The organism is Burkholderia stagnalis (genome assembly GCF_039848545.1).
In the GTDB taxonomy this organism is placed as follows: Bacteria; Pseudomonadota; Gammaproteobacteria; order Burkholderiales; family Burkholderiaceae; genus Burkholderia; species Burkholderia stagnalis.
This window is the reverse complement of record NZ_CP156687.1, coordinates 30478-56027: the sequence shown is the minus strand read 5'-3', so window position 1 is coordinate 56027 and position 25550 is coordinate 30478. Positions and strand designations below refer to the sequence as shown.

At 69.9% G+C, this 25550-nt stretch carries 21 protein-coding genes and 1 pseudogene; 6 read left to right on the top strand and 16 right to left on the bottom strand.

The genetic code is table 11. From position 1 onward, the window contains the following. The first annotated feature begins 36 nt into the window (after positions 1-36). The 4 genes from ABFO07_RS31105 to ABFO07_RS31090 all read left to right on the top strand — a co-directional run bounded on the left by ABFO07_RS31105 (position 37) and on the right by ABFO07_RS31090 (position 4718). Positions 37-2142, top strand: coding sequence for a TonB-dependent siderophore receptor (locus tag ABFO07_RS31105; RefSeq protein ID WP_347469854.1), 2106 nt, complete (start codon positions 37-39; stop codon positions 2140-2142). A 310-nt stretch (positions 2143-2452) separates the two neighbouring features. Next, entirely contained in the window at positions 2453-2716 is a 264-nt protein-coding gene (locus ABFO07_RS31100; RefSeq protein WP_230942581.1) for a hypothetical protein, read from the top strand. A gap of 74 nt (positions 2717-2790) precedes the next feature. Then, positions 2791-3807 carry a MerR family transcriptional regulator gene (locus ABFO07_RS31095; RefSeq protein ID WP_347469852.1) on the top strand — a complete coding sequence of 339 codons (1017 nt, stop codon included), beginning with the start codon at positions 2791-2793 and terminating at the stop codon, positions 3805-3807. Between the two features lie 23 nt (positions 3808-3830). Beyond that, complete coding sequence (locus ABFO07_RS31090; protein WP_347469962.1) at positions 3831-4718, top strand: alpha/beta fold hydrolase; 888 nt, start codon at positions 3831-3833, stop codon at positions 4716-4718. A 312-nt stretch (positions 4719-5030) separates the two neighbouring features. Here ABFO07_RS31090 and ABFO07_RS31085 read toward each other — a convergent pair. The 12 genes and pseudogenes from ABFO07_RS31085 to xylA all read right to left on the bottom strand — a co-directional run. After that, positions 5031-5279: pseudogene (locus ABFO07_RS31085) on the bottom strand (arsenic transporter); the annotation flags it as partial. A 37-nt stretch (positions 5280-5316) separates the two neighbouring features. Further along, positions 5317-6588 carry an MFS transporter gene (locus ABFO07_RS31080; protein WP_347469851.1) on the bottom strand — a complete coding sequence of 424 codons (1272 nt, stop codon included), beginning with the start codon at positions 6586-6588 and terminating at the stop codon, positions 5317-5319. Beyond that, the gene (locus ABFO07_RS31075; RefSeq protein WP_059885777.1) at positions 6585-7130 is read right to left on the bottom strand and encodes a hypothetical protein; all 546 of its coding nucleotides are present in this window, start codon (positions 7128-7130) and stop codon (positions 6585-6587) included. The genes ABFO07_RS31080 and ABFO07_RS31075 overlap by 4 nt, the downstream gene beginning before the upstream one ends. Positions 7131-7173: 43 nt before the next feature. After that, positions 7174-7854, bottom strand: coding sequence for a hypothetical protein (locus ABFO07_RS31070; protein WP_230941846.1), 681 nt, complete (start codon positions 7852-7854; stop codon positions 7174-7176). Between the two features lie 263 nt (positions 7855-8117). After that, complete coding sequence (locus tag ABFO07_RS31065) at positions 8118-9497, bottom strand: sigma-54-dependent transcriptional regulator (RefSeq protein ID WP_059558795.1); 1380 nt, start codon at positions 9495-9497, stop codon at positions 8118-8120. Then, positions 9479-10978 carry a sensor histidine kinase gene (locus ABFO07_RS31060; protein ID WP_059802658.1) on the bottom strand — a complete coding sequence of 500 codons (1500 nt, stop codon included), beginning with the start codon at positions 10976-10978 and terminating at the stop codon, positions 9479-9481. The genes ABFO07_RS31065 and ABFO07_RS31060 overlap by 19 nt, the downstream gene beginning before the upstream one ends. Positions 10979-11130: 152 nt before the next feature. Next, complete coding sequence (locus ABFO07_RS31055) at positions 11131-11460, bottom strand: hypothetical protein (RefSeq protein ID WP_059962516.1); 330 nt, start codon at positions 11458-11460, stop codon at positions 11131-11133. A gap of 35 nt (positions 11461-11495) precedes the next feature. Next, positions 11496-12707, bottom strand: a complete 1212-nt coding sequence (locus tag ABFO07_RS31050) for a sugar ABC transporter permease (RefSeq protein WP_347469850.1) — start codon at positions 12705-12707, stop codon at positions 11496-11498. Further along, positions 12704-14263 carry a D-xylose ABC transporter ATP-binding protein gene (gene xylG, locus ABFO07_RS31045; protein ID WP_347469849.1) on the bottom strand — a complete coding sequence of 520 codons (1560 nt, stop codon included), beginning with the start codon at positions 14261-14263 and terminating at the stop codon, positions 12704-12706. Before xylG ends, ABFO07_RS31050 begins: the two co-directional genes overlap by 4 nt. Positions 14264-14322: 59 nt before the next feature. Beyond that, entirely contained in the window at positions 14323-15351 is a 1029-nt protein-coding gene (gene xylF, locus ABFO07_RS31040; RefSeq protein WP_059885781.1) for a D-xylose ABC transporter substrate-binding protein, read from the bottom strand. 56 nt (positions 15352-15407) lie between these two features. Then, positions 15408-16886: a xylulokinase gene (xylB, locus tag ABFO07_RS31035; RefSeq protein WP_347469848.1), complete on the bottom strand. Its 1479-nt coding sequence runs from the start codon at positions 16884-16886 to the stop codon at positions 15408-15410. Positions 16887-16890: 4 nt separating this feature from the next. Then, positions 16891-18213: a xylose isomerase gene (gene xylA / locus ABFO07_RS31030; protein ID WP_124518915.1), complete on the bottom strand. Its 1323-nt coding sequence runs from the start codon at positions 18211-18213 to the stop codon at positions 16891-16893. A gap of 270 nt (positions 18214-18483) precedes the next feature. Here xylA and ABFO07_RS31025 point away from each other — a divergent pair, with 270 nt between their 5' ends. Further along, positions 18484-19677, top strand: a complete 1194-nt coding sequence (locus ABFO07_RS31025; protein ID WP_059802644.1) for a XylR family transcriptional regulator — start codon at positions 18484-18486, stop codon at positions 19675-19677. Between the two features lie 27 nt (positions 19678-19704). Further along, entirely contained in the window at positions 19705-20793 is a 1089-nt protein-coding gene (locus tag ABFO07_RS31020; protein WP_059908941.1) for an aldose epimerase family protein, read from the top strand. Between the two features lie 83 nt (positions 20794-20876). On the opposite strand, the gene yjfF is transcribed toward ABFO07_RS31020, so the two are convergent. The 4 genes from yjfF to ABFO07_RS31000 all read right to left on the bottom strand — a co-directional run bounded on the left by yjfF (position 20877) and on the right by ABFO07_RS31000 (position 25537). Further along, positions 20877-21965 (bottom strand): galactofuranose ABC transporter, permease protein YjfF, encoded by a 1089-nt coding sequence (gene yjfF / locus ABFO07_RS31015; RefSeq protein ID WP_347469847.1) that lies wholly within the window; start codon positions 21963-21965, stop codon positions 20877-20879. Beyond that, a complete protein-coding gene (locus ABFO07_RS31010) occupies positions 21962-23002 on the bottom strand; it encodes an ABC transporter permease (protein WP_059802638.1) in 1041 nt (346 codons plus the stop codon). Before ABFO07_RS31010 ends, yjfF begins: the two co-directional genes overlap by 4 nt. Further along, positions 22999-24513, bottom strand: a complete 1515-nt coding sequence (locus ABFO07_RS31005) for a sugar ABC transporter ATP-binding protein (protein ID WP_060351177.1) — start codon at positions 24511-24513, stop codon at positions 22999-23001. Before ABFO07_RS31005 ends, ABFO07_RS31010 begins: the two co-directional genes overlap by 4 nt. Before the next feature lie 61 nt (positions 24514-24574). Continuing rightward, positions 24575-25537: an ABC transporter substrate-binding protein gene (locus ABFO07_RS31000; protein WP_060290560.1), complete on the bottom strand. Its 963-nt coding sequence runs from the start codon at positions 25535-25537 to the stop codon at positions 24575-24577. Positions 25538-25550: the final 13 nt, after the last annotated feature.

Here is a 25550-nt window from a genome sequence, read left to right as displayed (position 1 = left end):
GCCGTGACCGAACGCAAACCACCTCAAGGGACGGGTATGAGCAGGAAGAATTGGGCGGCCGCACCGATGGCCATCGTCGTCGGCACGGCCGGCGTGAGCGCCGCCGATGCGCAGGAGTTGTCGCTGCCTGCCATCGAGATTTCGGGGCAGCGCGCGACGGCGCCGTTTCGCGCGCCCGACTCGACGAGCGCGACGCGCACCGAGACGGACGTGATGGAGATCCCGTTCGCAGTCAGCAGCGTCGACGCGAAACTGGCCCAGACCGTCGCCGCGACGCGCGGCGAAGCCCTCTACGACTGGGTCGCGGGCGTCGCGCGGCAGAACAACTTCGGCGGCCTGTGGGACAACTACGCGGTGCGCGGCTTCGCCGGCGACGGCAACACATCCGGCACCGACTACCTCGTCAACGGCTTCTCGTGGAATCGCGGGATCAGCGTGCCGCGCGACACCGCCAACCTCGAGCGCATGGAAGTGCTCAAGGGGCCTGCATCCGCGCTGTACGGCCGCGGCGATCCGGGCGGGCTCATCAGCTATACGACGAAGCAGCCGCAGTTCGCGCGCTCGAACACCATCGGCGTGTCCGCCGGCAGCTACGGCGCGTTGCGCCAGACGCTCGATTCGACCGGGCCCGTCACGAAATCGCTCGCGTACCGCTTCGTCGCGATGAACGAGAACAACGGCAGCTTCCGCGATACCGTGTCGAGCAAACGCTACCTGTTCGCGCCGTCGTTCACATGGGACATCGGCGCGGACACGACGCTCCATTACGAGTTCGAAAGCGTGCGCCAGCGCGCACCGCTCGATCGCGGCGTGGTGGCGGTGAACGGGCAGCTCGGTGCGATTCCGGCATCGCGCTTCCTCGGCGAGCCGCGCGACGGCGACTACGACGTGCGCAACACGGGCCACCAGTTCACGCTCGAGCATCGCGTCGATGCGAACTGGTCGATCAACGCCGGCTTCGCGCAGCGCACCACCGACCTGTCCGGACGCTCGTCCGAAGCGTTCGCGCTGCAGCCGGACGGCCGCACGCTGTGGCGCCGCTACCGCCAGGTCGCGTTTCACTCGAACGACTTGCAGGGGCGCATCGAAACGACCGGCAAGTTCCAGACGGGCGGCATCGGCCACACGCTCGTGATGGGCGTCGATGCCTATCGCTTCAACTACGACCAGTTCGTCGCGCGCTCGACGCCGACCGCCGCCGCGCCGTATGCGATCGACATCTTCGCTCCGGTCTACGGCCAGCCGGCGCCCGTGCCGCGCACCGCGACCAACCTGCTCGAGCGCGACGACGGTCAGGGCGTCTACGCGCAGGACACGCTGGCGTTCGGGCCGCACTGGAAAATCCTCGCCGGGCTGCGCTGGGATCGCTTCCACCAGTCGGTCGAGAACCGCCTGAAGGGCGTGACGAGCAGCCAGTTGCAAACTGCGTTGAGTCCGCGCATCGGCATCGTGTACGAAATGAGCCCCGCGCTGTCGCTGTATGCGAACACCGCGTATTCGTTCCGGCCGAACAACGGCGCCGACGCCGCCGGCCGCGCGTTCGACCCGGAGAAGGGGCATGGCTACGAGGCCGGCGCGAAATGGGCCGGCGCGCGCTGGCTCGCGACCGTCGCGGCGTTCCACGTCACCAAGCGCAACGTGCTGACCGCCGATCCGGCGAATGCCGGCTTCTCGCGCGCGGCCGGCGAGGTGCGCAGCCGCGGCGTCGAATTCGAATGGAACGGCGACCTCGGCCATGGCGTGCGCGGCATCGTCAACCTTGCGTACGTCGACGCCGAGGTCACGCGCGATACCGTGCTGACGCCCGGCGCACGCCTCGTCGACATTCCGCGGCTGAGCGGCAGCGCGCTGCTCATGTACGAAACCGCGCTGCCGTTCGTGGACAAGGCCGGCGCCGGCGCGGGCGTGATCTATGTCGGACGCCGGGCCGGCAACACCGCGAACACGCAGGACGGCTTCGCGCTGCCCGCCTATGCGACCGTGCAGCTCAACGGCTACGTGCAGGTCGACAAGCACCTGCGCGCGTCGGTCGTGCTGAACAACCTGTTCAATCGCACCACCTACGTCAGCTCCTACAACAGCCTGTGGGTCACGCCGGGCGCACCGCGCAGCCTGTTCGCGTCGCTCGCCTACGCGTTCTAGTTCGATCCGGTTTGCCGACGGCCGTCCCGTCGGCGGCCCACCACCCGTCTGCTTCGAAGGTCTTGCTTCCCGGTCATCATGGTCTGAGTGCAGGTGTCCACCCAGACACCTGGCATGACCCTCTGCCCCTCGCCGGAAGGGCGTCGTTTATCGATGGCTTATAAAAGGAGGCATGGCCTTTCGCACAGATATTCACAAATTTCACATACCTTCCACGCAACACATTCGCTAGGATCACTGCTCCGTTTTTCCGATTCATATTTTTCTCAAGGAATAGCGAAATATGAGGATGCATATCCGGCACGCAACCATGGCATTTGCGCTTTCGATAATCGCGCAGCTTTCGAACGCGCAAGCCATTGCCGCCGACAAACCACGATCCGATGGCGCCCAGCCGGTGACGCTGCCTCAACCGGATGACGCTTCGCAGCGCGTGAAAGTCGGTTTGTCGAGCAAGGAAACGACGCTCGTCCTTCCGTGGTTCGTCGAGGAGCTGATCGCGACGGCCAACACCAGCAATTCACTGGATGAAGCAGCCCGCGATTATGCAGGGCGTTTAAAGCGCGGTCTTTAACCCATTGCCTGTTGTCAGGCTTTGGGAAGTCGTGTACGACGGATATCCGCCTTTATATTGTCGACGGAGTCTATATGCCATTGACAGTTGGCATGCTCGCCCGGCGTTGCGGCATTACCGTCCGCACATTGCACTACTACGATCAGACAGGCCTGCTGAAGCCGAGCGGCCGCTCCACGTCGGGCTACCGGTTGTACGACGAAGCCAGTGTGTCGACGATCAGAACGATCCAGGCACTGCGTGGCCTGGGGCTGACGCTTGACGCGATTGCACGGATGCTGTGCAAGCGGCAGGTCGCCACGGCGGAAGTGATTGCCGAGAGCCGGCTTGCGATCGACGCCGAGCTGACCAGGCTGAATAACCTGAACGCGCGGCTCGAGGTGCTGCAAGCTGCCTCCGATTCCGGCGTGACCTGGCTCGATGCCGATTGGCCGGAAACGCTCGCGTGGCTCGAGCGATATCGCGCACATTTCGACGCGGCCGAGATCGCGAAGATTCTCGCGCGCTGGAAGGACATGGAAGCGGCCTTGTCGGCATTGTTTGCGGACATGCGCGACGCAATGGATCGGCACGTCCCGCCCGACTCCGGTGAAGCGCAGAAGCTCGCGTATCGCTGGCTTGCCGCCGCGATGCAATGGATGAACGGCGACATCGCTGTCACGCGGCGCTGGCGGCAGTTGCATGAGGGCGCGGTGCCGGCCCATACAGGGCTCGATCCTGCGCTGATCGCCTACATCGAACAGGCGACGCGTCTGCACGTGGCGGCCTGGCGGCGCCACCTGACGGAAGACGACATTCAACGCCTCGACAGGACGCTGTCGGCGCAATGGATCGCACTCGGCGCAGACGTCAGACGCGCAATCGCGGGTGGCGCGGGCAACGGAGATTCCTCCGCGCTCGTGAGCCGTTGGCACGCGCTGCTCGAGCAAACGACGCGCGGCGACGTCGCGTTACGCGGCAAGCTGCTACGGGCACTGCTTCACGAGCCGATTCTGCAAGCGGGCCATCCGATCGGTCCCGACGTACTCGCCTGGCTCCAACGTCAGGAAGCCGCCATCGCATATGACGGCAACGTCGAGTCCGGCGCTTGACCCTCACGTGGGCGTCAGCGTTCATGCTGGCGCCTTTTCATCGGAGATACCGCATGACCCTCACACCGGACGAATCGAACCCGTTCCGGATCGGTGCTCGTCCCGTTCGAACGATGCAGCTGGATGGCGGCATCCTCGCCGCACAGGTGGGCAGCGAACCGCCGGCGGTCATCGTACTGAACGGCGGACAAGCATTCGTCTCGAAGCCGACCTCGCGTCGGCTGCGGCGCGACCTGCGCCGCGTTGCCGGCATTTTGCCGCCCGGCACGCCATTCGTACTGCTCGGGTATCCCGACAAGCCCGGTACGCAATACCGGATCGCCGACATCGCGGAGCATGTCGCGCGCGGCATCGCCGCGCATTGGCGGTGCACGACGCTCATCGGCATCTCGTTCGGGGGCGTCGTAGCGGCGCGCATCGCGGCCGCCCACCCGGAACGCGTGTCGCGGCTCGGGCTGGTTTCGAGTGCGCATCGCCTTGCCCCGGACGGCTGCCGGCTCATCGAGCAGCAAATCGTGCATACGACCCGCTCCGATTTCGTGCGCCTGCTCGAAACGATGTCCGGATGCTTCCGCGCGGGCTGGCGCAACATGCTGCTGCGCGCGGCGTTGCTCGGTCGACGCCGCCACGTCGCGTCATCGGTCAACGAACGGCACGTCATTGTCCGCACCCTGCGCGCATTGCGTGACGACGCACGCGACGATTCGCCGTGGCCCCGGCGGATCCGCGCAGATACGTTGATCGTCGGCGGCGCCGACGACCCGATTTTCGCCGAGGCGGCGCGCGAAACTTCCGCGTGGGTGCCGTCGGTGACCCATCATGCGCTGCCAGGCGAAGGGCATATGGTGATGATCGAGCGCCGCAGGCAGGTTGCGCGACTCGTTCGGAACTGGCTCGACCCGCGGTCTTGATTTGCGCGTCCAACGAATACGCCTGCACACGATCGATCCGGTGATATCCACGAGGCCATGCCACTGCCTCGGGGGCAGGCGTATCCCCAAAGTGCCGTCGTCCCCTCGCAGAACGCTCAAAAAACGGCCTCTTGGATCTCCTGATACGTCGAAACAATGTCGCGCATTTTCCGCTGCTGCTGCATTCCGCTCACCACCCTGACATTCGCAGCCACCGCAAACGCAGGAAAGAATATTCGCTCTCGCTCGGCGGCGGTATCGCGCCGCGCCATCAAGGCAGCAATCAGTATCGAAGCGTGATCGGTCCCGTGCCGCGACCCAGTCGAACAGCCCTTCGCGACGCGCGAGCTCGGACAGCAGCATCATGCCGGTCAGGAACAGGTACACGTCGCCGCCCTTCGCGACGGCGTCCAGCGCCGGATGCACGGGCAACAGGCCGAATACGACCAGCAGCAGCGCGCCGCTCACGGCCCAGGTCGCCTCGGGCCAGCCGAACGGGCGCGCGATGACGCCGGCGGTGGCGAGCGCGGAAATCAGCCAGGCAAGCGAAGCAGGATTCATGGGCAGGCCGGGAATGGCAGGGAGATCGAAGCGACTTTCATGACGACGCGGCCGGCAGGTCGGCCGGCTTGCCGCACACGCCGCTCAGCGATCGCGCATGGCCGAGCCAGAGCGCGAGCGCCCCCGTCGACACGGCGCCCAGCACGACGAACGCGGCCGGATAGCCGAAGTGCTGCGCAAGCGTGCCGCCCAGCGCGGGGCTGAGCGCCGCGCCGATACCCTGCGCGGTCGCGACGGCGCCCTGCCCGGCGTTGACCCGGCCGGAACCGTGCAGCAGGCGCACGACGAGCGCCGGCACGACGACGCTCTGCAGGCCGGCGCCGATGCCGTCGAGCACCTGCACCGGCCAGACGCCCGCCTCGCTCATCAGCACGGCGGCGAGCGCGCCGCGCACCGGCAACGCCAGATAGGAGAGCAGCAACACGCGCCAATAGCCGTGCGCGCGAATCAGCCGGGGCGCGAGCCACGCCGCCGCGACCATCACGAGCTGCGCGATGACGACGGATTGCGCGGTGAACGCGCTCGCGTTGCTGCGATGCGTGGCGACCACGCCCATCCCGTAGAGCGGCAGCATCGCGGCGTTGCCGAGATGAAACAGCGCGAGCGACGCGCCGAGCAGCAGCAGCGGCCGGTTCGCGGCCAGCGTGCGCAGGCCGCCGGCGCGCGGCATCGGCGCGGCGTCGAATGCATCGCCGTGCGAAACATCTGTTCGCGGCCCGGCGCCAGCCGTGTCGAGGCCGCGCGCGCACGCATGGTCGATGGCCTGCCCCGGAATCGCCAACGTGCTCGCGATGGCGAGGATCGTGAAGACGGCGACGAGCGCGAACACCGCGTCGAATCCGGCATGCCAGCCGAGCCACCCCGCGAGCGCCGCGCCGGCGACGTTGCCCGCGTGGTTCGCCATCTGGTTGCGGCCGAATTGCCGGTCGAAGCCCTGCGGGCGCGCGATGCCGAGCGTCACGCCCGCGACGGCCGGCGCCAGCACCGCCCCGCTGACGGCGGCGAGGATCTGCGACGCCGCCACCGCCGGATAGGCGTCGGCGAACCTCAGCGCCAGCGAGGCCAGCGCCGTGGCGGCGGCCGCCGCCACGATCAGCGCACGCTTCGCGCGCAGCGTGTCGACGAGCGCGCCGGCCAGCGGCGTCGCGGCCATCGCGGCGAGCCCGGCCAGCGTCATCACCGAGCCGATCGCATCGGCGCTCCAGCCGCGCGACAGCAGGATGACGCCGACGAACGGGCCGACGCCGGCCTGCACGTCGGCCAGAAAGAAATTGAGCGCTTCGAGCGCGCGCGCCGGCCGCCCGGTCACGCGTCATCCACATCGACGAGCTCGCCAATCTCGCTCACCTCGAGCGTCGCGCCGTGCGGCGTGACGACGCCGTGCCCCCACGCCAGCACATGCACACCGGCGCGCAGATAGTCGTGCAGCTCGGCTGCCGCACGCGGCGACAGCCGCAGCGCGACGCCGCTCGTCAGCAACGCGCCGTTCAGCTCGCCGTTCGGGCCGTGCAGCGCAAACGCGACTTCGCCGCTCATCTCCATCAGCTTGCGGCCGGGGCGCGGCGGCTTCGGCGCATCGTGCGCGGGCCCGTCGTCGACGATGTCGACGCCGTTGCGCCCGGTCAGTTGCACGGCCGCGATCATCCCGGCGCCGCGCGACCTGACGCCGCGCACGCCGATGCGATCGCCCCTTGCGACATGGCGGACCAGCCCGCGGCCCAGATGCGGCGGCACGTGAACCTGCAGGTCGCCGTTCAGGACCAGGCCGTCGATTTCTCCGTGCGGATCGAGCAGGAACTGCGTGACGCGGCCGCGCGTTTCGGGCAGGCGGGCGGGATCGATCCAGTGCATGGCAGGGCGCCTCGTGCGGAGATAGCGACAAGGCGCCACGCGATCAGCGCACGGCATCGTCGTAGAGATTCACGACCCGGCCCGGCGAGCCGAAGGCCGTCGCCTGCAGCGCTTCGCCGTAGGCATTGCGCGTGCCGTAACCGACCGCGGCAACATGCGCACCGGGGACGAGCAGCCCGCCGAACTGCTGGGCGGCCGGCACGGTCAGCTTGACGATCGTGCCGTTGTCGAGCATCACGCCGTCCGGCTCGCCGCGCGGCGCGCGCGTGACGCGTCGCACGACGCCGGACACGCCGAGCCGGGCGAGATTGACGCCACGCAGCGCGGGCGGCGCATGCGCGGCCGGCGCCGGCGGCTGGTCGGACAGCGACGCGCCGGTGCCGTCGTTGCGGACGACGCGCGCGCGGATGTCGTCGCCGAAGCGGCGCTCGCCGGCCACCGTCACGCGCTCGCCCGGCCGCGCGAGCGCGATCAGTTGCGTGCCGAGATGCGGCGGCAGGCCGACGAGCGTGCCGTCGGTCAGCACGAAGCCGTCGACCTCGCCTTCCGGGTTGATCGTCAGGCGCGACAGCGTGCCGGATACGAGCGCATCCGCTGCGATGTCGTTCCCGGCACCGGCAGGCAAAGGCGCGGGGGGCGGCACGGCGCCGGCGCGCGGCGGCGCACCGGGCGGCTCGTCGGCGCGTGGTGCGGGCGGCATCTGCGCCGCGCTGACCGTCGCCATGACGATCAGCGAAGCGGCGCAGATGCCGCGATACGTTCGGCGCAGGGCGGCGCGGCGCGGCGGCCGCAATCGAATGGCGGGCGGACGGGACATCATCTCGGGCTCCGGCGACGGGTTGCGATGCATCACTATTGCAACCCGCATGCCAGCTCGCGGGCGCCCGCACGGCGGCGCGTCGAACGACGCGCCGCGCCGAACGTGTCGGGTTTCCCGACACGTTTCACCGCCGGTTGTCGGGCATTCCGACAGTCGAAACGGCGCGGCTAGTCGTCGCGCGCGATCCCCAGGTTCGCCATGCGCGCATACAGCGACTGACGGCCGATGCCGAGTTGCCGCGCCGCCTCTGCGCGATTGCCGTTCGCGCGCTCGAGCGCGCGCAGGATCGCGGCACGCTCGACCGCCGCCAGGGCATCGGGCAACGGCATGTCGAACAGGGATGCCGGCAGCGCGTCGGCGCCGGACTGGAGCGCCGGCGCGGCGACGAGCCCGAGATCGGCCGCGGCGACGGCCGGCCCGGGCGCCAGCGCGGCCGCGCGCTCCATCACGTTGCGCAGTTCCCGGACGTTGCCCGGCCAGCGATGATCGAGCAAGGCCCGCTGCGCGTCGTTCGTCAGGTGCAACGCGCGCGCGCCTGCCGCGCACGCGAGGAAATGGGCCGCGAGCGGCAGGATGTCGGCCACGCGATCCGCGAGCGGCGGCAGGTGCAGCGGAATGACGTTCAGGCGATAGAACAGGTCTTCGCGAAACGTCCCGTTCGCGACGGCTGCCGCGAGATCGCGGTGCGTCGCGGCCACCACGCGAATGTCGATGGCCGTCGGACGATCCGCGCCGAGCGGCGTCACCTGGCGCTCCTGCAGCGCACGCAGCAGCTTGGCCTGCATGGCGGCCGGCATGTCGCCGATCTCGTCGAGGAACAGCGTGCCGCCGTCGGCCTCGACGAGCCGCCCGGCACGATCGACGTGGGCGCCCGTAAACGCCCCGCGGCGATGCCCGAACAATTCGCTTTCGAGCAGGTCGGCCGGAATGGCCGCGCAGTTGACCGCGACGAACGGCTGCGCATGCCGCATCGACGCGGCGTGCAGCACGCGAGCCGCCACCTCCTTGCCCGTGCCCGTGTCGCCGGTGACGAGCACCGTCGCGTCGCTCATCGCGGCGCGGCCGACCTGCTTTTGCACGTCGCGCATCGCGGCGCTCACGCCCAGCAGCCGCGGGCGGTCCGAGGCCGACTCGCGCGCGAACCCGCCGCCGTGCGGCTCCGCTTGCGCCGGCGGCTGGTTCGCGGAAACGATGCGCTCGAGCAACTGCGCGATGTCGCGGCGCCCGATCGGCTTCGTCAGATGATCGAATGCGCCGAGCCGCATCGCGTCGATCGTGTTGTCGCTGGTCGCGTGGGCGGTGAGCACCACGACCGGAATCGCGGCCAGTGCGGGATCGTCGCGCAATTGCGCGAGCACCGCGAGCCCGTCCAGATCCGGCAGGCGGAAGTCCAGGAAGATGCATTCGACGCGGCCACCGTCGCGCAGCGCGCTCAGCGCGGCCCGCCCGGACGCGGCTTCGACGACCCGATGACCGAGATCGGCCAGCGTCTCGGCAAGGCTGTCGCGAAATGCCGCGTCGTCGTCGACTATGAGGATGGTTGCCATGGGATTTCAATGACGAATGATGCGCCCCCCGGGGCGTCGTCGAGCCACGCCCGCCCGCCATGCGCGGCGGCGACTTCGCGCACGACGGCGAGACCGAGGCCCGCGCCGTCCGCACGCCCGGTCACGAACGGTTCGAAAATCCGCTCGCGCTGCGCGGCGGGCACCCCCGGGCCGCTGTCCGACACGGTGATTCTCAGCCAGTCGCGTCCGGCGACGGCGCAACGCGCGGCGGCGAGCGTGACCGCACCGCCGTCGCCCGCATGGCGCAGCGCGTTGAGCAACAGATTGTCGAGCGCCCGCCGCATCTGGTCGGGATCGAATGCGGGACTATCCGCCGGCTGCGCGAGCCGCTCGCGATTGCCCGCGCGCGACAGCACGAGGTCGATCGTTTGCCGCTGCGCAAGCTCCCGGTGCGATTCGACGACCTGTGCGAGCCATTGATCGACATCCACGCGCGTCGCGTGCGGGCGAACCGGCTGCGTCAGCGCAAGCAGCCCCGACAACTGCGCATCGATGCGCTCGATCTGCGCCAGAATCACGCGCAGTGCATCCTGCTGCCGCCGGCTGTCGCCGGCCAGCGCATTTTCCGCCTTCAGCCGCATCGCCCCCATCGGATTGCGAATTTCGTGCGCCAGCTGCGCGGCCAGCTTGCCCAGCATGCCGAAACGCTCGGCCTGCGCCAGCCGCGTGCGAAGCTCGGCGGCCTGCTGTTGCAGGCGTTCGGCGCGCCGTGCACGCGCGTTGAACGCATCGATGATCCGGTCGAGATCCGTCTCGCCGACGTGCGGCAGGTGCGTTTCGCGGCCGTCGGGCGCCAGCCCGGCCTCGATCCGGGCAAGATTGCACCTCCATCGGCGCAGCGCAACGGCCAGCGCCGCCGCGATCGCAAGAATCACCGCGAGCACGGCCGCCAGGCCCGTCGCCAGGAGTTCCCCGTGCGGGCCGAGCGGCGGGCGCGCGCGCGTCAGCATCCAGACGAACAGGCCCGATCCGTCGCGCACCGGGCAGGCCGCCGCAATCACGGCGTCCTGCGCGCCCTCGACGAAGTTCGACCTCGTGGCGTGCGTCGCGGCGGCGGCCCGCACGGTGCGCAGGATCAGCGGCGTTTCCGCTTCCGGAACGTCGCGCTTGATGCCGCTCCCCTGATAGGTGGGAAAGGAATACGCGAGAAAACCGCCCGCGGCGGATGCGCCGCCGGCCGCCCAGAATCCGCCCTCCACGTCCGGCGCGCGGGCCAGGACGATGTCGAGAATCGCATGCATCAGCGCCGGATCGGGCGCGGCGCCCGCCGGCGGCGCGGACGCGTCGTAACGCGACGCGACCGCTTCGCAGGCCGCCTCGCCCGCGGACGCGGCGCCGGCGATCTGCTGCCCCTCGGCGGAGCTTGCCATCACCCAGACGACCGCGACCAGCGTCGCGCAGAGCGCCGCGACGAGTGCCCAGAGCATGACGAGTTGGGTGGAGAACGGCGGACGCTTCATCGGATCGGGCGGTCGGTTGGGGGCGACAGGATAGCGTAAAGCCGGCGACGCCGGGACCGCCGCGCATCACATCGACGCCCTGCCCGATCGGCCAGGCGTCGCACCGCTCCGCCACGGCTGCCGCCGCCGCGGACCGAACGGCACGCCACGCGTCAGCGCGCGCCGGTCGGGACGACCTCGTTCGTCGCGTCGCCGTATCGCTCCGCCCGCTCGACGATGCGCGCCAGCCGAATGATGTCGGTCAGCGCGAAATCGCTCGCATCGGGCCTCGGCCGCTCGCGCTCGTCCGCCATGCGCATCGCGAACGCGAGCGCCTCGGCGCGCTCGCGCAGCAGCGCGCGCAGCGCATCCGCGATGACGCGGCGCTCGCGCGGATCGCCGAGGCCGAGCACCGGCCCGGGGTGCCGTTCGGCGTCCGGCTGCGCGAGCGGCGCGGCCGCCGGCGTCGCGATGCCGGGCATGGAAACCGCGTGCCGTTTCATGTCTTCCCCCCGTTGACCGGCAGTCGAGCGCCGCGTCACCGCCGGTTCGAGCGCGACACCACGTCGATCCACACCGCCAGCACCAGCACCGCGCCCTTGACGATCATCTGCCAGTACGCGTCGACGTCCAGCATCGACATGCCGTTGTCGAGGCTCGCCATCACGAGCGCGCCGATCAGCGCGCCGTACACGGTGCCCGAGCCGCCGCGCATCGACGTGCCGCCGATGAAGCACGCGGCGATCGCGTCGAGTTCGCCCATCGTGCCCGCGGACGGCGAGCCGGCCGCGAGCCGCGCGGTGTTCACGATGCCGGCGAACGCGCACATCAGCCCCATCAGCGCGAAGATCGCGAGCTTCACGCGGTCGGTATCGACGCCCGACAGCCGCGTCGCCTCGAGATTCGAGCCGACCGCGTAGATGCGCCGGCCGAACACGGTCTGCGTCGCGATCCACGAGAAGATGCCGAGCAGCGCGAGCAGCAGCAGCACCGGCACCGGGATGCCGCCGTAGCGGTCGAGCGTCGCGACGAACGCGAACAGCACCGCGCCCGCGCCCGCGATCTTCACGACCTCCTGCCACGGCGGCGCAACCGCGAGCCGGTAGCGGCGCCGCGTGCCGCGCTGCCGCACGACCAGCAGCACGACGAGCGCGAACAGCAGCAGCGCGAGGCCGTCCCCCGCCATGCGCGGCAGATAACCCTGGCCGAGGAACACGAAGCCGTCCGACACGGGCGCGATCGTCGCGCCGCCCGTCACGCCGAGCAGGATCCCGCGAAACGCGAGCATCCCGCCCAGCCCGACGATGAACGACGGCACGCGCCGGTAGGTCGACCACCAGCCGTTGAAGAGGCCGACCAGCACGCCGAGCGCGAGCACGGCCGGCACCGTCGCGGCGACCGGCCAGTGGCGGTTCACGTCGAGGATCGCCGCGACGCCGCCGAGCAGCCCGAGCAGCGAGCCGACCGACAGGTCGATCTCGCCCGCGATGATCACGAACACCATCCCGCACGCGAGCATGCCGGTGATCGACATCTGCCGCAGCAGGTTCGACACGTTGCGCGGCGTGACGAACGCGCCGTCGGTCAGCACCGAGAAGAACGCCCAGATCGCGACCACCGCGAACAGCAGCGCGAGGAGCTTGTAGCGAACGAACGCCTGGCGAAGCTGACGACCGGTCGAGCGGCCGGTCGGGCGGCGCGCTTCGGCGTCCGGCACCGCCGGGGTGGAGGAAGAAAGTTCGGAATTCATATCGCACTCGTTGCGGTGGGTTCGGCCTGCCGCCGGCCGGCTTGCAGCGCGGCGCCGAGAATCTGTTCCTGCGTGAGGCCGTCGTTGACGAAATCGCCGCGCAGCTCGCCTTCGCCGATCACCAGCACGCGGTCGGCGAGGCCGAGCACCTCGGGCAGTTCGGACGACACAACGATCAGCGCGACGCCGCGCTTCGCGAGCGCGAACACGAGGCGGTAGATCTCCGCCTTCGCGCCGACGTCGACGCCGCGCGTCGGCTCGTCGAGAATCAGCACCTGCGGCTCGGCCAGCAGCATCCTGGCGAGCACGGCCTTCTGCTGGTTGCCGCCGGACAGGCTCGCGATCGGCAGGAACGGATGCGCGGCGCGCACCGACAGACGCTGCATCTCGTTGCGGATCGCGTCCAGCTCGGCGGCCGCGTCGATCCGCCCGCGCGCCGCGAAGCGCCGCAGCACCGTCAGCGTGATGTTGTGGCCGACGCCGAGCTGCGGCACGATGCCGTGGCGCTTGCGGTCCTCGGGCACCATCGCGATGCCGGCGCGGATCGCGTCGGCCGGCGAGCGGATCGACAGCGGGCGGCCGTTCATCAGCACCGTCGCCGAGCACGCGCCCGGATATGCGCCGAAGATCGCCTGCATCAGCTCGGTGCGGCCCGCGCCGACGAGCCCGGCGACGCCGAGGATCTCGCCGCGCCGCACGCTGAACGACACGTCGTCGACCCGCTTGCGGCGCGTGTTCGTCACGTCGCGACAGGTCACGTGGCGCGCTTCCAGCACGACCTCGCCGATCTCGTGCGGCTCGCGCGGGTACAGGTCGCGGATCTCGCGGCCGACCATCAGCGCGATGATCCGGTCGGTCGTCAGCGCGCGCATCGGCTCCGTCGCGACATGGCGGCCGTCGCGGATCACGGTCACCGTGTCGCAAACGGCCTCGACCTCGTCGAGCTTGTGCGAGATGTACACGCACGCGACGCCGCGGCGCTTCAGGTCGCGCACGATGTCGAGCAGGATCCGCGTCTCGGCCGCGCTCAGCGACGACGACGGCTCGTCGAGAATGAGCAGCTTCGCGCGCTTGTTCAGCGCCTTCGCGATCTCGATCAGCTGCTGGTGGCCGCCGCCGTAGTTCATCACCGGCTGCGCGACGTTGATCGAATCGATCCGCAGCTCGCGCAGCAGCTCGTCGGCGCGCCGGACCATCGCCGCGTAGTTCAAGCGCCCGCCCGGCAGCGTGATCTCGTTGCCGAGGAAGATGTTCTCGGCCACCGACAGGTCGGGCACGAGCATCAGCTCCTGGTGGATGATCACGATGCCCGCGCGCTCGGTGTCGCGCACGCCGGACGCGGCGAGCGGCGCGCCTTCCCAGCGGATCTCGCCGTCCCACGTGCCGTGCGGATAGACGCCCGACAGCACCTTCATCAGCGTCGATTTGCCCGCGCCGTTCTCGCCGCACAGGCCGACGCATTCGCCGGGCCGCACGGTCAGGTCGATGCCGTCGAGCGCCTTCACGCCGTCGAATTCCTTGACGATGCCGCGCATCGTCAGCAAGGGTTCCGTCATACCTTCATGCCCCGCGATGGGCGCGCGACCGCAGGCGGCCGGCCGCACGCGTTGCGCCGTTACTGGCTCGCCAGCTGCGCCTGGGTGTAGAAGCCGTCCTTCACGACGACGTCGACGTTGCGCTTGGTCAGCAGCGTCGGCTGCAGCAGCACCGTGTCGACCTTCTTCCTGCCGTTGTCGTATTGCGCGTTGAAGGCGGGCTTCGCGCCCTTCGCGAGATCGACCGCGAGCTTCGCCGCTTCGCTCGCGATCAGCCGGAGCGGCTTGTAGACGGTCATCGTCTGCGTGCCGGCAATCACGCGCCTGACCGCCGCGAGGTCCGCATCCTGCCCCGACACCGGCACCTTGCCGGCCAGATGCTGCGCGGCGAGCGCCTGGATTGCGCCGCCCGCGGTGCCGTCGTTCGACGCGACGATCGCGTCGATCCGGTTGTTGTTCGCGGTCAGCGCATCCTCGACGATCCGCAGCGCGGTCGACGCGCTCCACTCCGGCACCCACTGCTGGCCGACGATCCTGATGTCGCCGCGGTCGACGGCCGGCTTCAGCACCTTCAGCTGCCCTTCGCGCAGCATCTTCGCGTTGTTGTCGGTCGGCGCGCCGCCGAGCAGGAAATAGTTGCCCTTCGGCTTCGCGTCGACGACGCCCTGCGCCTGCAGCTCGCCGACCTTCTCGTTGTCGAACGAGATGTACGCATCGACGTCGGCGTCGAGGATCAGCCGGTCGTACGACACGACCTTGATGCCCGCCTTGCGCGCTTCGGCGACGACGTTGCCGAGCGTCTTCGAATTGAACGGCACGATCACGATCACGTCGACGCCGCGCGAGATCAGGTTCTCGATCTGCGAGATCTGCCGGGCCTCGCTCGCGTCCGCGGATTGCACCGACACTTTCGCGCCGAGCTTCGTGGCGGCGGCGACGAAGTAATCGCGGTCGCGCGACCAGCGCTCGACGCGCAGGTCGTCGATGCAGAAGCCGATTTCCGGCTTGTCCCTGCTCGCATGCGCGAGCGGCGCGCCAAGCGCGAGAGCCGCCAGCGCGGCGGCGCCGGCCAGCGCATTCAATACGGTACGACGCGTCACGGATTTCATCTGTCTCCACTCCTCTTTATTGGACCGCTTCCACGAATGCCGGGCGACCGGCTGGTTCACGCGCCGGCCGCAAACACCGGTTCGAGTGCGCGATACAGCGCGCGAAACGTCGGGCGCCGCACGTCGCGATACCACGCGTGGCGCGCCATGTCGGGCTCGCGCACGGCCACGACCGGCGGCTGCGGGCACACCGCGTCGAGCGGCGCGTCCGGTTCCAGCGCCAGATGCGCGAGCCGCGCGGCGCCGAGCGCCGGGCCGACTTCGCCGCCGGCACGCAGCGTCAGCGCGCGGCCGCTCAGGTCGGCGAGCATCTGGGTCCAGTACGCGCTGCGCGAGCCGCCGCCGATCACCGTGATGCCGTCGGGCGCGAGCCCGGCCGCATGCAGCGCGTCGATCCCGTCGAGCAGCGCGAAGCCGACGCCCTCGAGCGTCGCGTTCGCGAGATCCGCGCGCTGCGTGTCGGGCGTCAGCCCGTAGAACACGCCCTTCGCGTTCACGTCGTTGTGCGGCGTGCGCTCGCCGCTCAGGTAAGGCAGGAACCATGGGCGGTCCGCATGCGCGTTCGCCTCGGCGTCGGCAAGCAGCGCGGCCACGCCGTCGTAGCCGGCCAGCTGCACGGTGAAATCGACGCAGCCGGCCGCGTTCAGCATCACCGACATCAGGTGCCAGGTGTGCGGCAATGCGTGACAGAAGCTATGGACTGCCGATTCGGTATTCGCGCGAAAGCCGTCCGACACCGCGAAATAAACGCCCGACGTGCCGAGCGACAGCAGCGCATCGCCGGGCCGCACGATGCCGACGCCCACCGCGCCGGCCGCGTTGTCGCCGCCGCCCGCGACAACCGGAATCTCGCGCAGCCCCAGCGTGCGCGCGACCGCCGGCAGCAGCGTGCCGGTGATGCGGTTGCCCTCGAACACCGCGGGCATCTGCGCGCGCGACAGCCCGCACGCGGCGAGCAGCGCGTCGTCGTAGTCGCGCTTCGCGACGTCGAGCCACAGCGTGCCCGCGGCATCCGACGGATCGGTCGCGAATACGCCGGTCAGCCGGTAGCGCAGATAGTCCTTCGGCAACAGCACGTGTGCGATCCGCGCGAACACGTCCGGTTCGTGCCGCCGCACCCACAGCAGCTTCGGCGCGGTGAAGCCCGGCATCGCGAGGTTGCCGGCGACCGCACGCAGCGCGGGCGCCCGCCGCTCGAGTTCCGCGCACTCGGCGTCCGAGCGGCCGTCGTTCCACAGGATCGCCGGGCGCAGCACCTCGCCGTGCGCATCGAGCAGCGTCGCGCCGTGCATCTGCCCGCTCAGGCCGAGCGCGCCGATGTCGTGCGGGTCGATGCCGGCCGCGCGCGCGTCGGCAACGAGCGCCGCCAGCGCGCCGCACGCCGCGTCCCACCAGTCGAGCGGCGCCTGTTCGGACCAGCGCGGCCGCGGCCGGCTCACCGTCAGCGCATGGCTCGCGCCGGCCCGCACCGCACCGTCGCGATCGAGCAGCACGGCCTTCACGCCCGACGTGCCGAGATCGAGTCCGATATACATGGCGTCAGCGCAGCCCGTAGATCGCCTGGTTCACGATGTTCTCGAGCCGTTCCTGCGCGCCGCTCACATGCTGCGGGTTCACGCCGCGCGCGAGCGCGTCGGCGGCAAGCGACGCCAGCGTGTAGCCGCCCGACAGGATCTCGCGGCCGAATGCGCTGTCCCACTGCGCGTAGCGCTGGCGGCGCAGCGCATCGAGCCGGTCGTTTTCGACCAGCACCGCCGCGCGTTCGAGCGCGAGCGCCAGCACGTCGATCGCGCCGACGTGGCCGTAAAACAGGTCTTCCGGATCGACGCTCTGGCGGCGCACCTTCGCGTCGAAGTTCATCCCGCCGGTAGTAAAGCCCCCGTGGCGCAGGATCTCGTAGAACGCGAGCGTCAGCTCCTCGACGCTGTTCGGGAATTGATCGGTGTCCCAGCCGTTCTGCGGATCGCCGCGGTTCGCGTCGACGCTGCCGAACACGCCGAGCGCGAACGCGTTCGCGATTTCGTGATGGAACGAATGGCCGGCGAGCGTCGCGTGGTTCGCCTCGATGTTCACGCGAATTTCGTTCTGCAATCCGTATTGCGTGAGGAAGCCGTGCACGGTGGCGACGTCGTAGTCGTACTGGTGCTTGGCCGGCTCCTGCGGCTTGGGCTCGATCAGCAGCGCGCCCTTGAAGCCGATCCGGTGCTTGTGCTCGACGACCATCGACAGGAAGCGGGCAAACTGCTCGCGCTCGCGCACGAGATCGGTGTTGAGCAGCGTTTCGTACCCTTCGCGGCCGCCCCACAGCACGTAGTTCTCGCCGCCGAGCCGGTGCGTCGCGTCGAGCGCATGGCGCACCTGCGTGGCGGCCCACGCGAACACGTCGGGGTTCGGGTTGGTCGCCGCGCCCGCCGCGAAGCGCGGATGCGAGAACAGGTTCGCGGTGCCCCACAGCAGCCGGACGCCCGTCGCCTGCTGGCGCTCGCCGAGGTAGTCGGCCATCCGCGCGAAGTTCTCCACGTATTCGCGCAGGCTGTCGCCCTCCGGCGCAACGTCGGTGTCGTGGAACGTATAGAACGGCGTGCCGAGCCTGGTGAAGAACTCGAAAGCCGCATCCGCCTTCTGCCGCGCGCGCTCGAGCGGGTCGCCCGGCTGCTGCCACGGCCGCCGGAACGCGCCCTGCCCGAAGATGTCGTGGCCCGGCCACACGAACGTGTGCCAATAGCACACGGCGATCCGCAGGTGCTCCTCGAGCGTCTTGCCGAGCACCCGCTTCGTGCGGTCGTAATACCGGTAGGCCAGCGGGTTGTCCGACTGCGGACCTTCGTAGCGAATCGCGGGAACAGGTTCGAAATACGACATGGCGTCTCCGTCCGGTGTCTTGTTGCGGTGCGGCGCGCATCGCGATGGGCGTTGCGCGTCGAATTCGGTCTGGCTGGATCGTGCCCGTGGGCCCCCGCGCCCGCAATTGCGAAATTGCGCAGCACGCTTAACGATTCTCGCCAGCGCGCTGCGCACGGCACGCGTTCCGCCCTACAATCGCCGACAGCACAGACGAGAACCGCGCGGCCCTGCCCGCGTGCCCGGAGACAATGGCGCGACGCCGCGGACGGCGCGCGCCGCGAGACCGAGATGACCCGCGCCCCTTCCGCCCAGACGCCGCACCGCATCGCGCTGCTGTTCAACGCCAACAAGGTCTACGACCGCGAGATCATCAGCGGCATCGGCCAGTACCTGCGCTCGACGCGCGTGGTATGGGACCTGTTCCTCGAAGACGATTTCCGCTGCCGGCTCGCCGGCATCGAGCACTTCGACGGTGACGGCATCATCGCCGACTTCGACGATCCGGCCGTCGCCGCCGCGCTCGCCGGCTCGCCGCTGCCGATCGTCGCGCTCGGTTCGTCGTACGAGGATCCGGCGCAGTATCCGGACGGCGTGCCGTATATCGCGACCGACAACGCGAAGCTCGTGTCGCTCGCCTACACGCACCTGATCGGCGCCGGGCTCGCGCACTTCGCGATGTACAGCCTGCCGGTCGCGCAGCAGAACCGCTGGGCGCAGCAGCGCGAGCTCGCGTTCGACCGGCTCGCGCGCGCGGACGGGCTCGACGCGCCGATCTACCGCGGGCTGTCGACGAGCGCATCGGCGTGGAACCACGCGATCGAGCAGCTCACCGGCTGGCTGCACGCGCTGCCGAAGCCCGTCGGCGTGATCGCGGTGACCGACGCGCGCGCGCGGCACCTGCTGCAGGCGTGCCTGATCGCCGGCCTCGCGGTGCCGGAACAGGTCGCGATCATCGGCATCGACAACGATCCGCTCACGCGCACGCTGACGCGCATTCCGCTGTCGTCCGTGATCCAGGGCACCGAGGAAATGGGGCGGACCGCCGCGCACCTGCTGCACCGGATGCTGCGCGGCGCGCGCTTTCCCGACCGGCGGATCCTCGTGCCGCCGGTCGGCATCAACGTGCTCGAATCGACGCGCCACCAGCCGCTCGCGAGCCCGCACGTGATGCGCGCGCGCCACTTCATTCGCCAGTACGCGTGCCAGGGCATCAAGACCGAGCAGGTCGCCGATTACGTCGGCGTGTCGCGCTCGCTGCTCGAAGAGCACTTCCGGCGCGAACTGCAGCGCACCGTGCACCAGGAAATCCTGCGCCACAAGCTCGAAGCGGCGCAGGCGCTGCTCGCGAGCAGGCAGGCGTCGAGCGCCGAGGTCGCGATCCGCTGCGGGTTCACGTCGCTCCAGTACATGTACGCGGTATTCCGGCGCGAGCTGGGCTGCACGCCGCGCGAATACCAGGAACGCGCGGTCGCCGCGCATTGAAGCTTGCCGATCACTTCGAATCCGCCCATGCCCATCGAAACAGATTCTTCCCGCCTGGCGCCCGGCGCCGCACGGGTGCATGCCGAGCCGTGGGGCACGCTGCCCGACGGCGACGCGGTGCGGCGCTATACGCTGCGCAACGCGCACGGCATGCGTGTCGCCGTCAGCGACCTCGGCGCCACCGTCGTGTCGTGGCTCGCGCCCGATCGCACCGGACGCTTCGCCGATATCGTGCTCGCGCACGACACGCCGGCGGAGTATCTCGAATCAAGCGCCTACCTCGGCGCGACGATCGGCCGCTGGGCGAACCGGATCGCCGGCGCGCGCTTCACGCTCGACGGCGTCGACTATCCGCTCGATCGCAACGAGAACGGCAACCTGCTGCACGGCGGCGCGAGCGGCTTTCACCGCCAGCGCTGGGAAGTCGTCGACGACTGCGGCGGGCTGACGCTGCGGCTCGATTCGCCCGAGGGCGACGCGGGCTTTCCCGGCAACGTGAGCGTGCAGGTTCGCTACGCGCTCGACGACGACGGCACGCTGACGATCGACTACACCGGCGTCACCGATGCGCCGTCGCCGCTCAACCTCACGAATCACAGCTATTTCAACCTCAGCGGCCGCGCGGGCAGCGACGTGCGCGGCCATGTGCTGAGCCTCGATGCCGACGCGTTCCTCGAAGTCGACGACGCGCTGATTCCGACCGGCGCCGCCGACGTGACGGGCACGGCGTTCGACTTCCGGCAGAGCGCGCCGCTCGGCGCGCGCCTCGACTGGCCGCATGCGCAGCTCGCGCGGGCGCGCGGCTTCGATCATTGCTTCGTGCTGCGCGACGGCGCGCGCGCGGTCAGGCCCGTCGCACGCATCTACGATCCGGAAAGCGGCCGCGAGCTGGTCGTGTCGACCGATCAGCGCGGCCTGCAACTCTATACGGGCAACTATCTGGACGGCGTGCGCGTGAGCGGCGGCACGCGCTGCGCGCGACATGCCGCGCTATGCGTCGAAGCCGGCGGCTTTCCGGATCAGGTCAACATGGCCGACCTGCGCGACGAGGTCATCCTTCATCCGGGCGCCGTCTATCGTCAAACGACCCTGTACCGGGTAGCCGTTCGCGCGTAACGCGCGCGGCGCCGTTCCGTTGCCCGTCACGTCGCTGCGTGACGCGGCGCGGCGCGGCGCGCGTCGTGCACGTCGTGCGCCCCCTACACGCGCCGTATCGCCGATACGAGCGCGGCGTCCTCGCCGGTTCCGGCCGGCCGTCCCGGCGCGGCATCGGCCGGCCGCCGCTGCGCGCCGAGCCCCGTGCCGCCCGTGCGCCGCCGCGCGGCATGCCGCTCGATCACCCGCTGCAGCACGCAGAACACGCACAGCAGCGCGCCGATCACGATCCGCGTCCACCACGAACTCAGCGTGCCGTCGAACGTGATCAGCACCTGGATCGTGCCGAGGATGCCGACGCCGAACACCGAGCCGATCACGTAACCCACGCCGCCCGTGAGCAGCGTGCCGCCGATCACGGTCGCGGCGATCGCGTCGAGCTCCATCCCCTGCGCCTGCAGCCCGTAGCCCGACAGCACGTACAGCGTGAACACCACGCCGCCGAGCGCCGAGCACAGCCCGCTCAGCGCGTAGACGCCGATCTTCGTGCGCGCGACGGGCAGCCCCATCAGCAGCGCCGAGCGCTCGTTGCCGCCAATCGCGTACACGTTGCGGCCGAAGCGCGTGAAATGCGCGACGTAGATCGCGACGGCCAGCGTCGCGAGCGCGATCAGCGCGCCCGCGCTCAGCGTGCCGCCGCCGACCGGCACGCTGATGCCGGCGATCGCATGAAACGTCGGCTCGTTGATCGTGATCGACTGCGTCGTGATCAGGAAACATGCGCCGCGCGCGAGGAACATCCCGGCCAGCGTGACGATGAACGGCTGCAGCCGGAAATAATGGATCAGCGCGCCCATCGCCGCGCCGTACAGCGCGCCGAACGCGAGCACGAGCGGCACGATGACCCACACCGGCCAGTGCAGCCGCTCGGCGCCGACCGCGCAGAAGATCGTCGTCAGCGCGACGACCGAGCCGACCGACAGGTCGATGCCGCCCGACACGATCACGAACGTCATCCCGATCGCGACGATCAGCAGGAACGCGTTGTCGACGAGCAGGCCGGTGAGCACCTGCATCGAGAAGAAGCCCGTGTACATCACGGACCCGAAGCCGAACAGCACGGCGAACAGCACGATCGTCACGACGATCGGCAGCGTGCGCGGGTCGGCGAGCCGGCCAGGGAAGCGGGTCATCGGGGCGTGGCTCCGGGGGTGGCGCGCGAACGCGCGGAAGGCAGCAGCCGCGACGCATGCCGGACGACCAGCGCGCGCGCCGCGTCGGACTGGATCAGCGTCACGACGATCACGACGACCGCCTTGACGACGAGCGTCGCCTCCGGCGGCACGCCGATCGAGTAGGTCGTGTAGGTGAGCGTCTGGATGATCAGCGCGCCGAGCACGGAGCCCGCGAGGCTGAAGCGGCCGCCGAGCAGCGACGTGCCGCCGAGCGTCACCGCGAGGATCGCGTCGAGTTCGAGCAGCAGCCCCGCGTTGTTGCCGTCGGCGCTGCGCACGTTCGAGCTTGCGAGGATGCCGGCGATCGCGGCCATCACGCCGGAACAGAGATAGACGCCGAACACGACCGCGCCGGATCGCAGCCCGACGAGCCGCGTCGCGACCGGGTTCACGCCGATCGCGCGGATGAACAGCCCGAGCGCCGTGCGATTCGCGAGCAGCGCGGTCGCGGCGAGCGTCGCGAGCGCGATCCACACCGCGCACGGCACGGTCGCGAGATAGCCGCCGCCGAGCGCGAGGTAGCCGGGCGCGCCGATCGGGATGATCTGGCCGCCCGTCAGGAGTTGCGCGACGCCGCGGCCGGCCACCATCAGGATCAGCGTCGCGATGATCGGCTGCATCCCGACGAACGCGACGAGCAGGCCGTTCCACGCGCCCGCCAGCAGCCCGACGCCGAGCGCGGCGGCCAGCGCCGCGCCGACCCGCGACGGGTCCGCTTCGAGCACGATCGCCGCAGCCGCGCCGGCGATCGCGACGATCGCGCCGACCGAGATGTCGATCCCGCGCGTCGCAATCACGAGCGTCATCCCGAGCGACACGATCACGAGCGGCGCCGCGCGGTTCAGGATGTCGATCGGCGCGCCGAACAGGTGGCCGTCGAGCAGCGCGATCGACAGGAAGCCCGGGCGATGCGCGACGTCGAGCGCGAACAGCAGCGCGAGCGTCAGCACCGGCCATGCAAGCGGGTGACGAAACAGCGTGCGCACGCGCGTCATGACTGGCCTCCCGCGATCAGCCGGTAAACCTGCTCCTCGGACGCGTCGGCGCCGGTCAGTTCCGCGACCTTGCGCCGGTCGCGCAGCACCGCGATCCGGTGGCTCACGCGCACGACCTCGCCGATCTCCGACGAGATGAACAGGATCGCGAGCCCGGTTGCGCACAGCGCGAGCACGCGCTCCATGATGTCGAACTTCGCGGCGACGTCGATGCCGCGCGTCGGCTCGTCGAGGATCAGCAGCTTCGGGGCCGTCGCGAGCCAGCGCGCGAGCAGCACCTTCTGCTGGTTGCCGCCCGACAGCAGGCCGATCGGCTGCTCCGCGTCGCGCGCCTTGATGCCGAGCCGCGCGATATACGCGTCGGCGATCTCGCGCTGGCGCGCGCGCCCGATCAGCCGCCACCAGCCGCGCCGCGCCTGCAGCGCGAGGATGATGTTCTCGCGGATCGACAGCGCGGCGACGATGCCCTCCTTCTTGCGGTCCTCGGGGCAATACGCGATTCCGTGGCGGACCGCATCGTGCGGCGAAGCAAGCCGCTTGCGCGCGCCGTCGATCTCGATCGCGCCGGTGTCGGTGCGCTCCGCGGCGAACGCGAGCCGCGCGGTTTCGGTGCGCCCCGAGCCGAGCAGCCCGGCGAGCCCGACGATTTCGCCGGGCCGCACGTCGAGATCGAGCGCGCTCATCATCCCGCGCCGGCCGACCTGCTGCATCGACAGGAACGGCGCGGCTGCGCCGGCGGCCGGAACGACGGCCGCCGCGCCCGCACGCAGCGTGTCGGACATCCGCTCGCGGCCGGTCATCTTCGCGACCAGCGCATCGACCGGCAGGTCGCGCGCCAGGTACTCGCCTTCGCGCTCGCCGTTGCGCATCACGGTGATCCGGTCGGACACCGCATAGGTCTGCTCGAGGAAATGCGTGACGAACAGGATCGCGATGCCCGACGCCTTGAGCCGGCGCAGCACGTCGAACAGCCGCGCGACCTCGCCGTCGTCGAGGCTCGACGTCGGCTCGTCGAGAATCAGCACGCGCGCGTCGACCGATACGGCGCGCGCGATCGCGACCATCTGCTGCACGGCGATCGGATACGCGTCGAGCGAGCGCGTGACGTCGAGCGACAGGTCGAGTTCGGCCAGCGCCGCGCGCGAGCGCGCATGGATCGTTTTCCAGTCGATCGCGCCGCGCCGCATCGGCTGCCGGCCCGCGAAAATGTTCTCGGCGACCGACAGGTTCGCGCACAGGTTCACTTCCTGGTAGAGCGTCTGGATCCCCGCCGCCTCGGCTTCGCGCGGCGCCGCGAAGCGCACGGGCCGGCCGCCGACGCGAATCTCGCCCGCATCGTGCGCATGCACGCCGGTGAGCACGTTGATCAGCGTCGACTTGCCCGCGCCGTTCTGGCCCATCAGCGCGTGGATCTCGCCCGGAAACAGCCGGAAGCTCACGCGCTGCAGCGCGCTGACGCCCGGAAACGCCTTGTCGATGCCGATCATCTCGACCACCGGCGGATGCGTCATGACCCCTCCCTCGAAGCGGTTGCCATCCGGGCGGCCGCGACGCCGCCGCCCGTGCAGGACATCAGTACTTGCGGGTCGGCAGCACCTGCGCCGCGACGTTCATCGGGAACACGGTCTCGTTCGTCACGATGCGCCTGGGCAGCGGCTTGCCGGCGACGACGTCCTTCACCGCGCTCATCAGTTGCGGGCCGAGCAGCGGGCTGCATTCGACGTCGACGTTGATCTTGCCGGTGATCATCGCCTGGAAGCCGCCCTTCGTCGCATCGAACGACACGACGCTCACGTCCTTGCCGGGCTTGATCCCGGCCTCTTCCATCGCCTGGATCGCGCCGAGCGCCATGTCGTCGTTGTGCGCGTAGACCACGTTGATCTGCTTGCCGTAGGTCTTCGCGAACGCTTCCATCACCTGCTTGCCGCCGGCGAGCGTGAAGTCGCCGCTCTGCGACGCGATCACCTTGAATTTCGGATTGCTTTTGATCACCTCGAGCAGGCCCGCGCGGCGATCGTTGGCCGGCGCCGAGCCGACCGTGCCCTGCAGCTCGACGATGTTGACCGGGCCCGCGTCGTTCCGGTAGCGCTCTTCCATCCAGTGGCCGGCGCGCCGCCCTTCCTCGAGGAAGTCCGAACCGATCATCGTCACGTACAGCGACGGATCCTTCACGTCGACCGCGCGATCGGTCAGGATCACCGGGATGCGCGCGGCCTTCGCTTCGTTCAGCACCGGCTCCCAGCCCGATTCGACGACCGGCGAGAACGCGATCACGTCGACCTTCTGCGCGATGAACGAGCGAATCGCGCGGATCTGGTTCTCCTGCTTCTGCTGCGCGTCCGAGAACTTCAGGTTGATGCCGGCGTCCTTCGCCGCGCCCTTCACCGACACGGTGTTCGCGGTGCGCCACGCGCTCTCCGCGCCGACCTGCGAGAACCCGAGCGTGATCGGCTTTTGCTGCGCGAACGCGCCCGGCGCGAGCAGCGTCGCCGCGGCGGCGATCGCACCGGCCGCCAGCTTCCTGATGAATGTCATGGTCCGTCTCCGA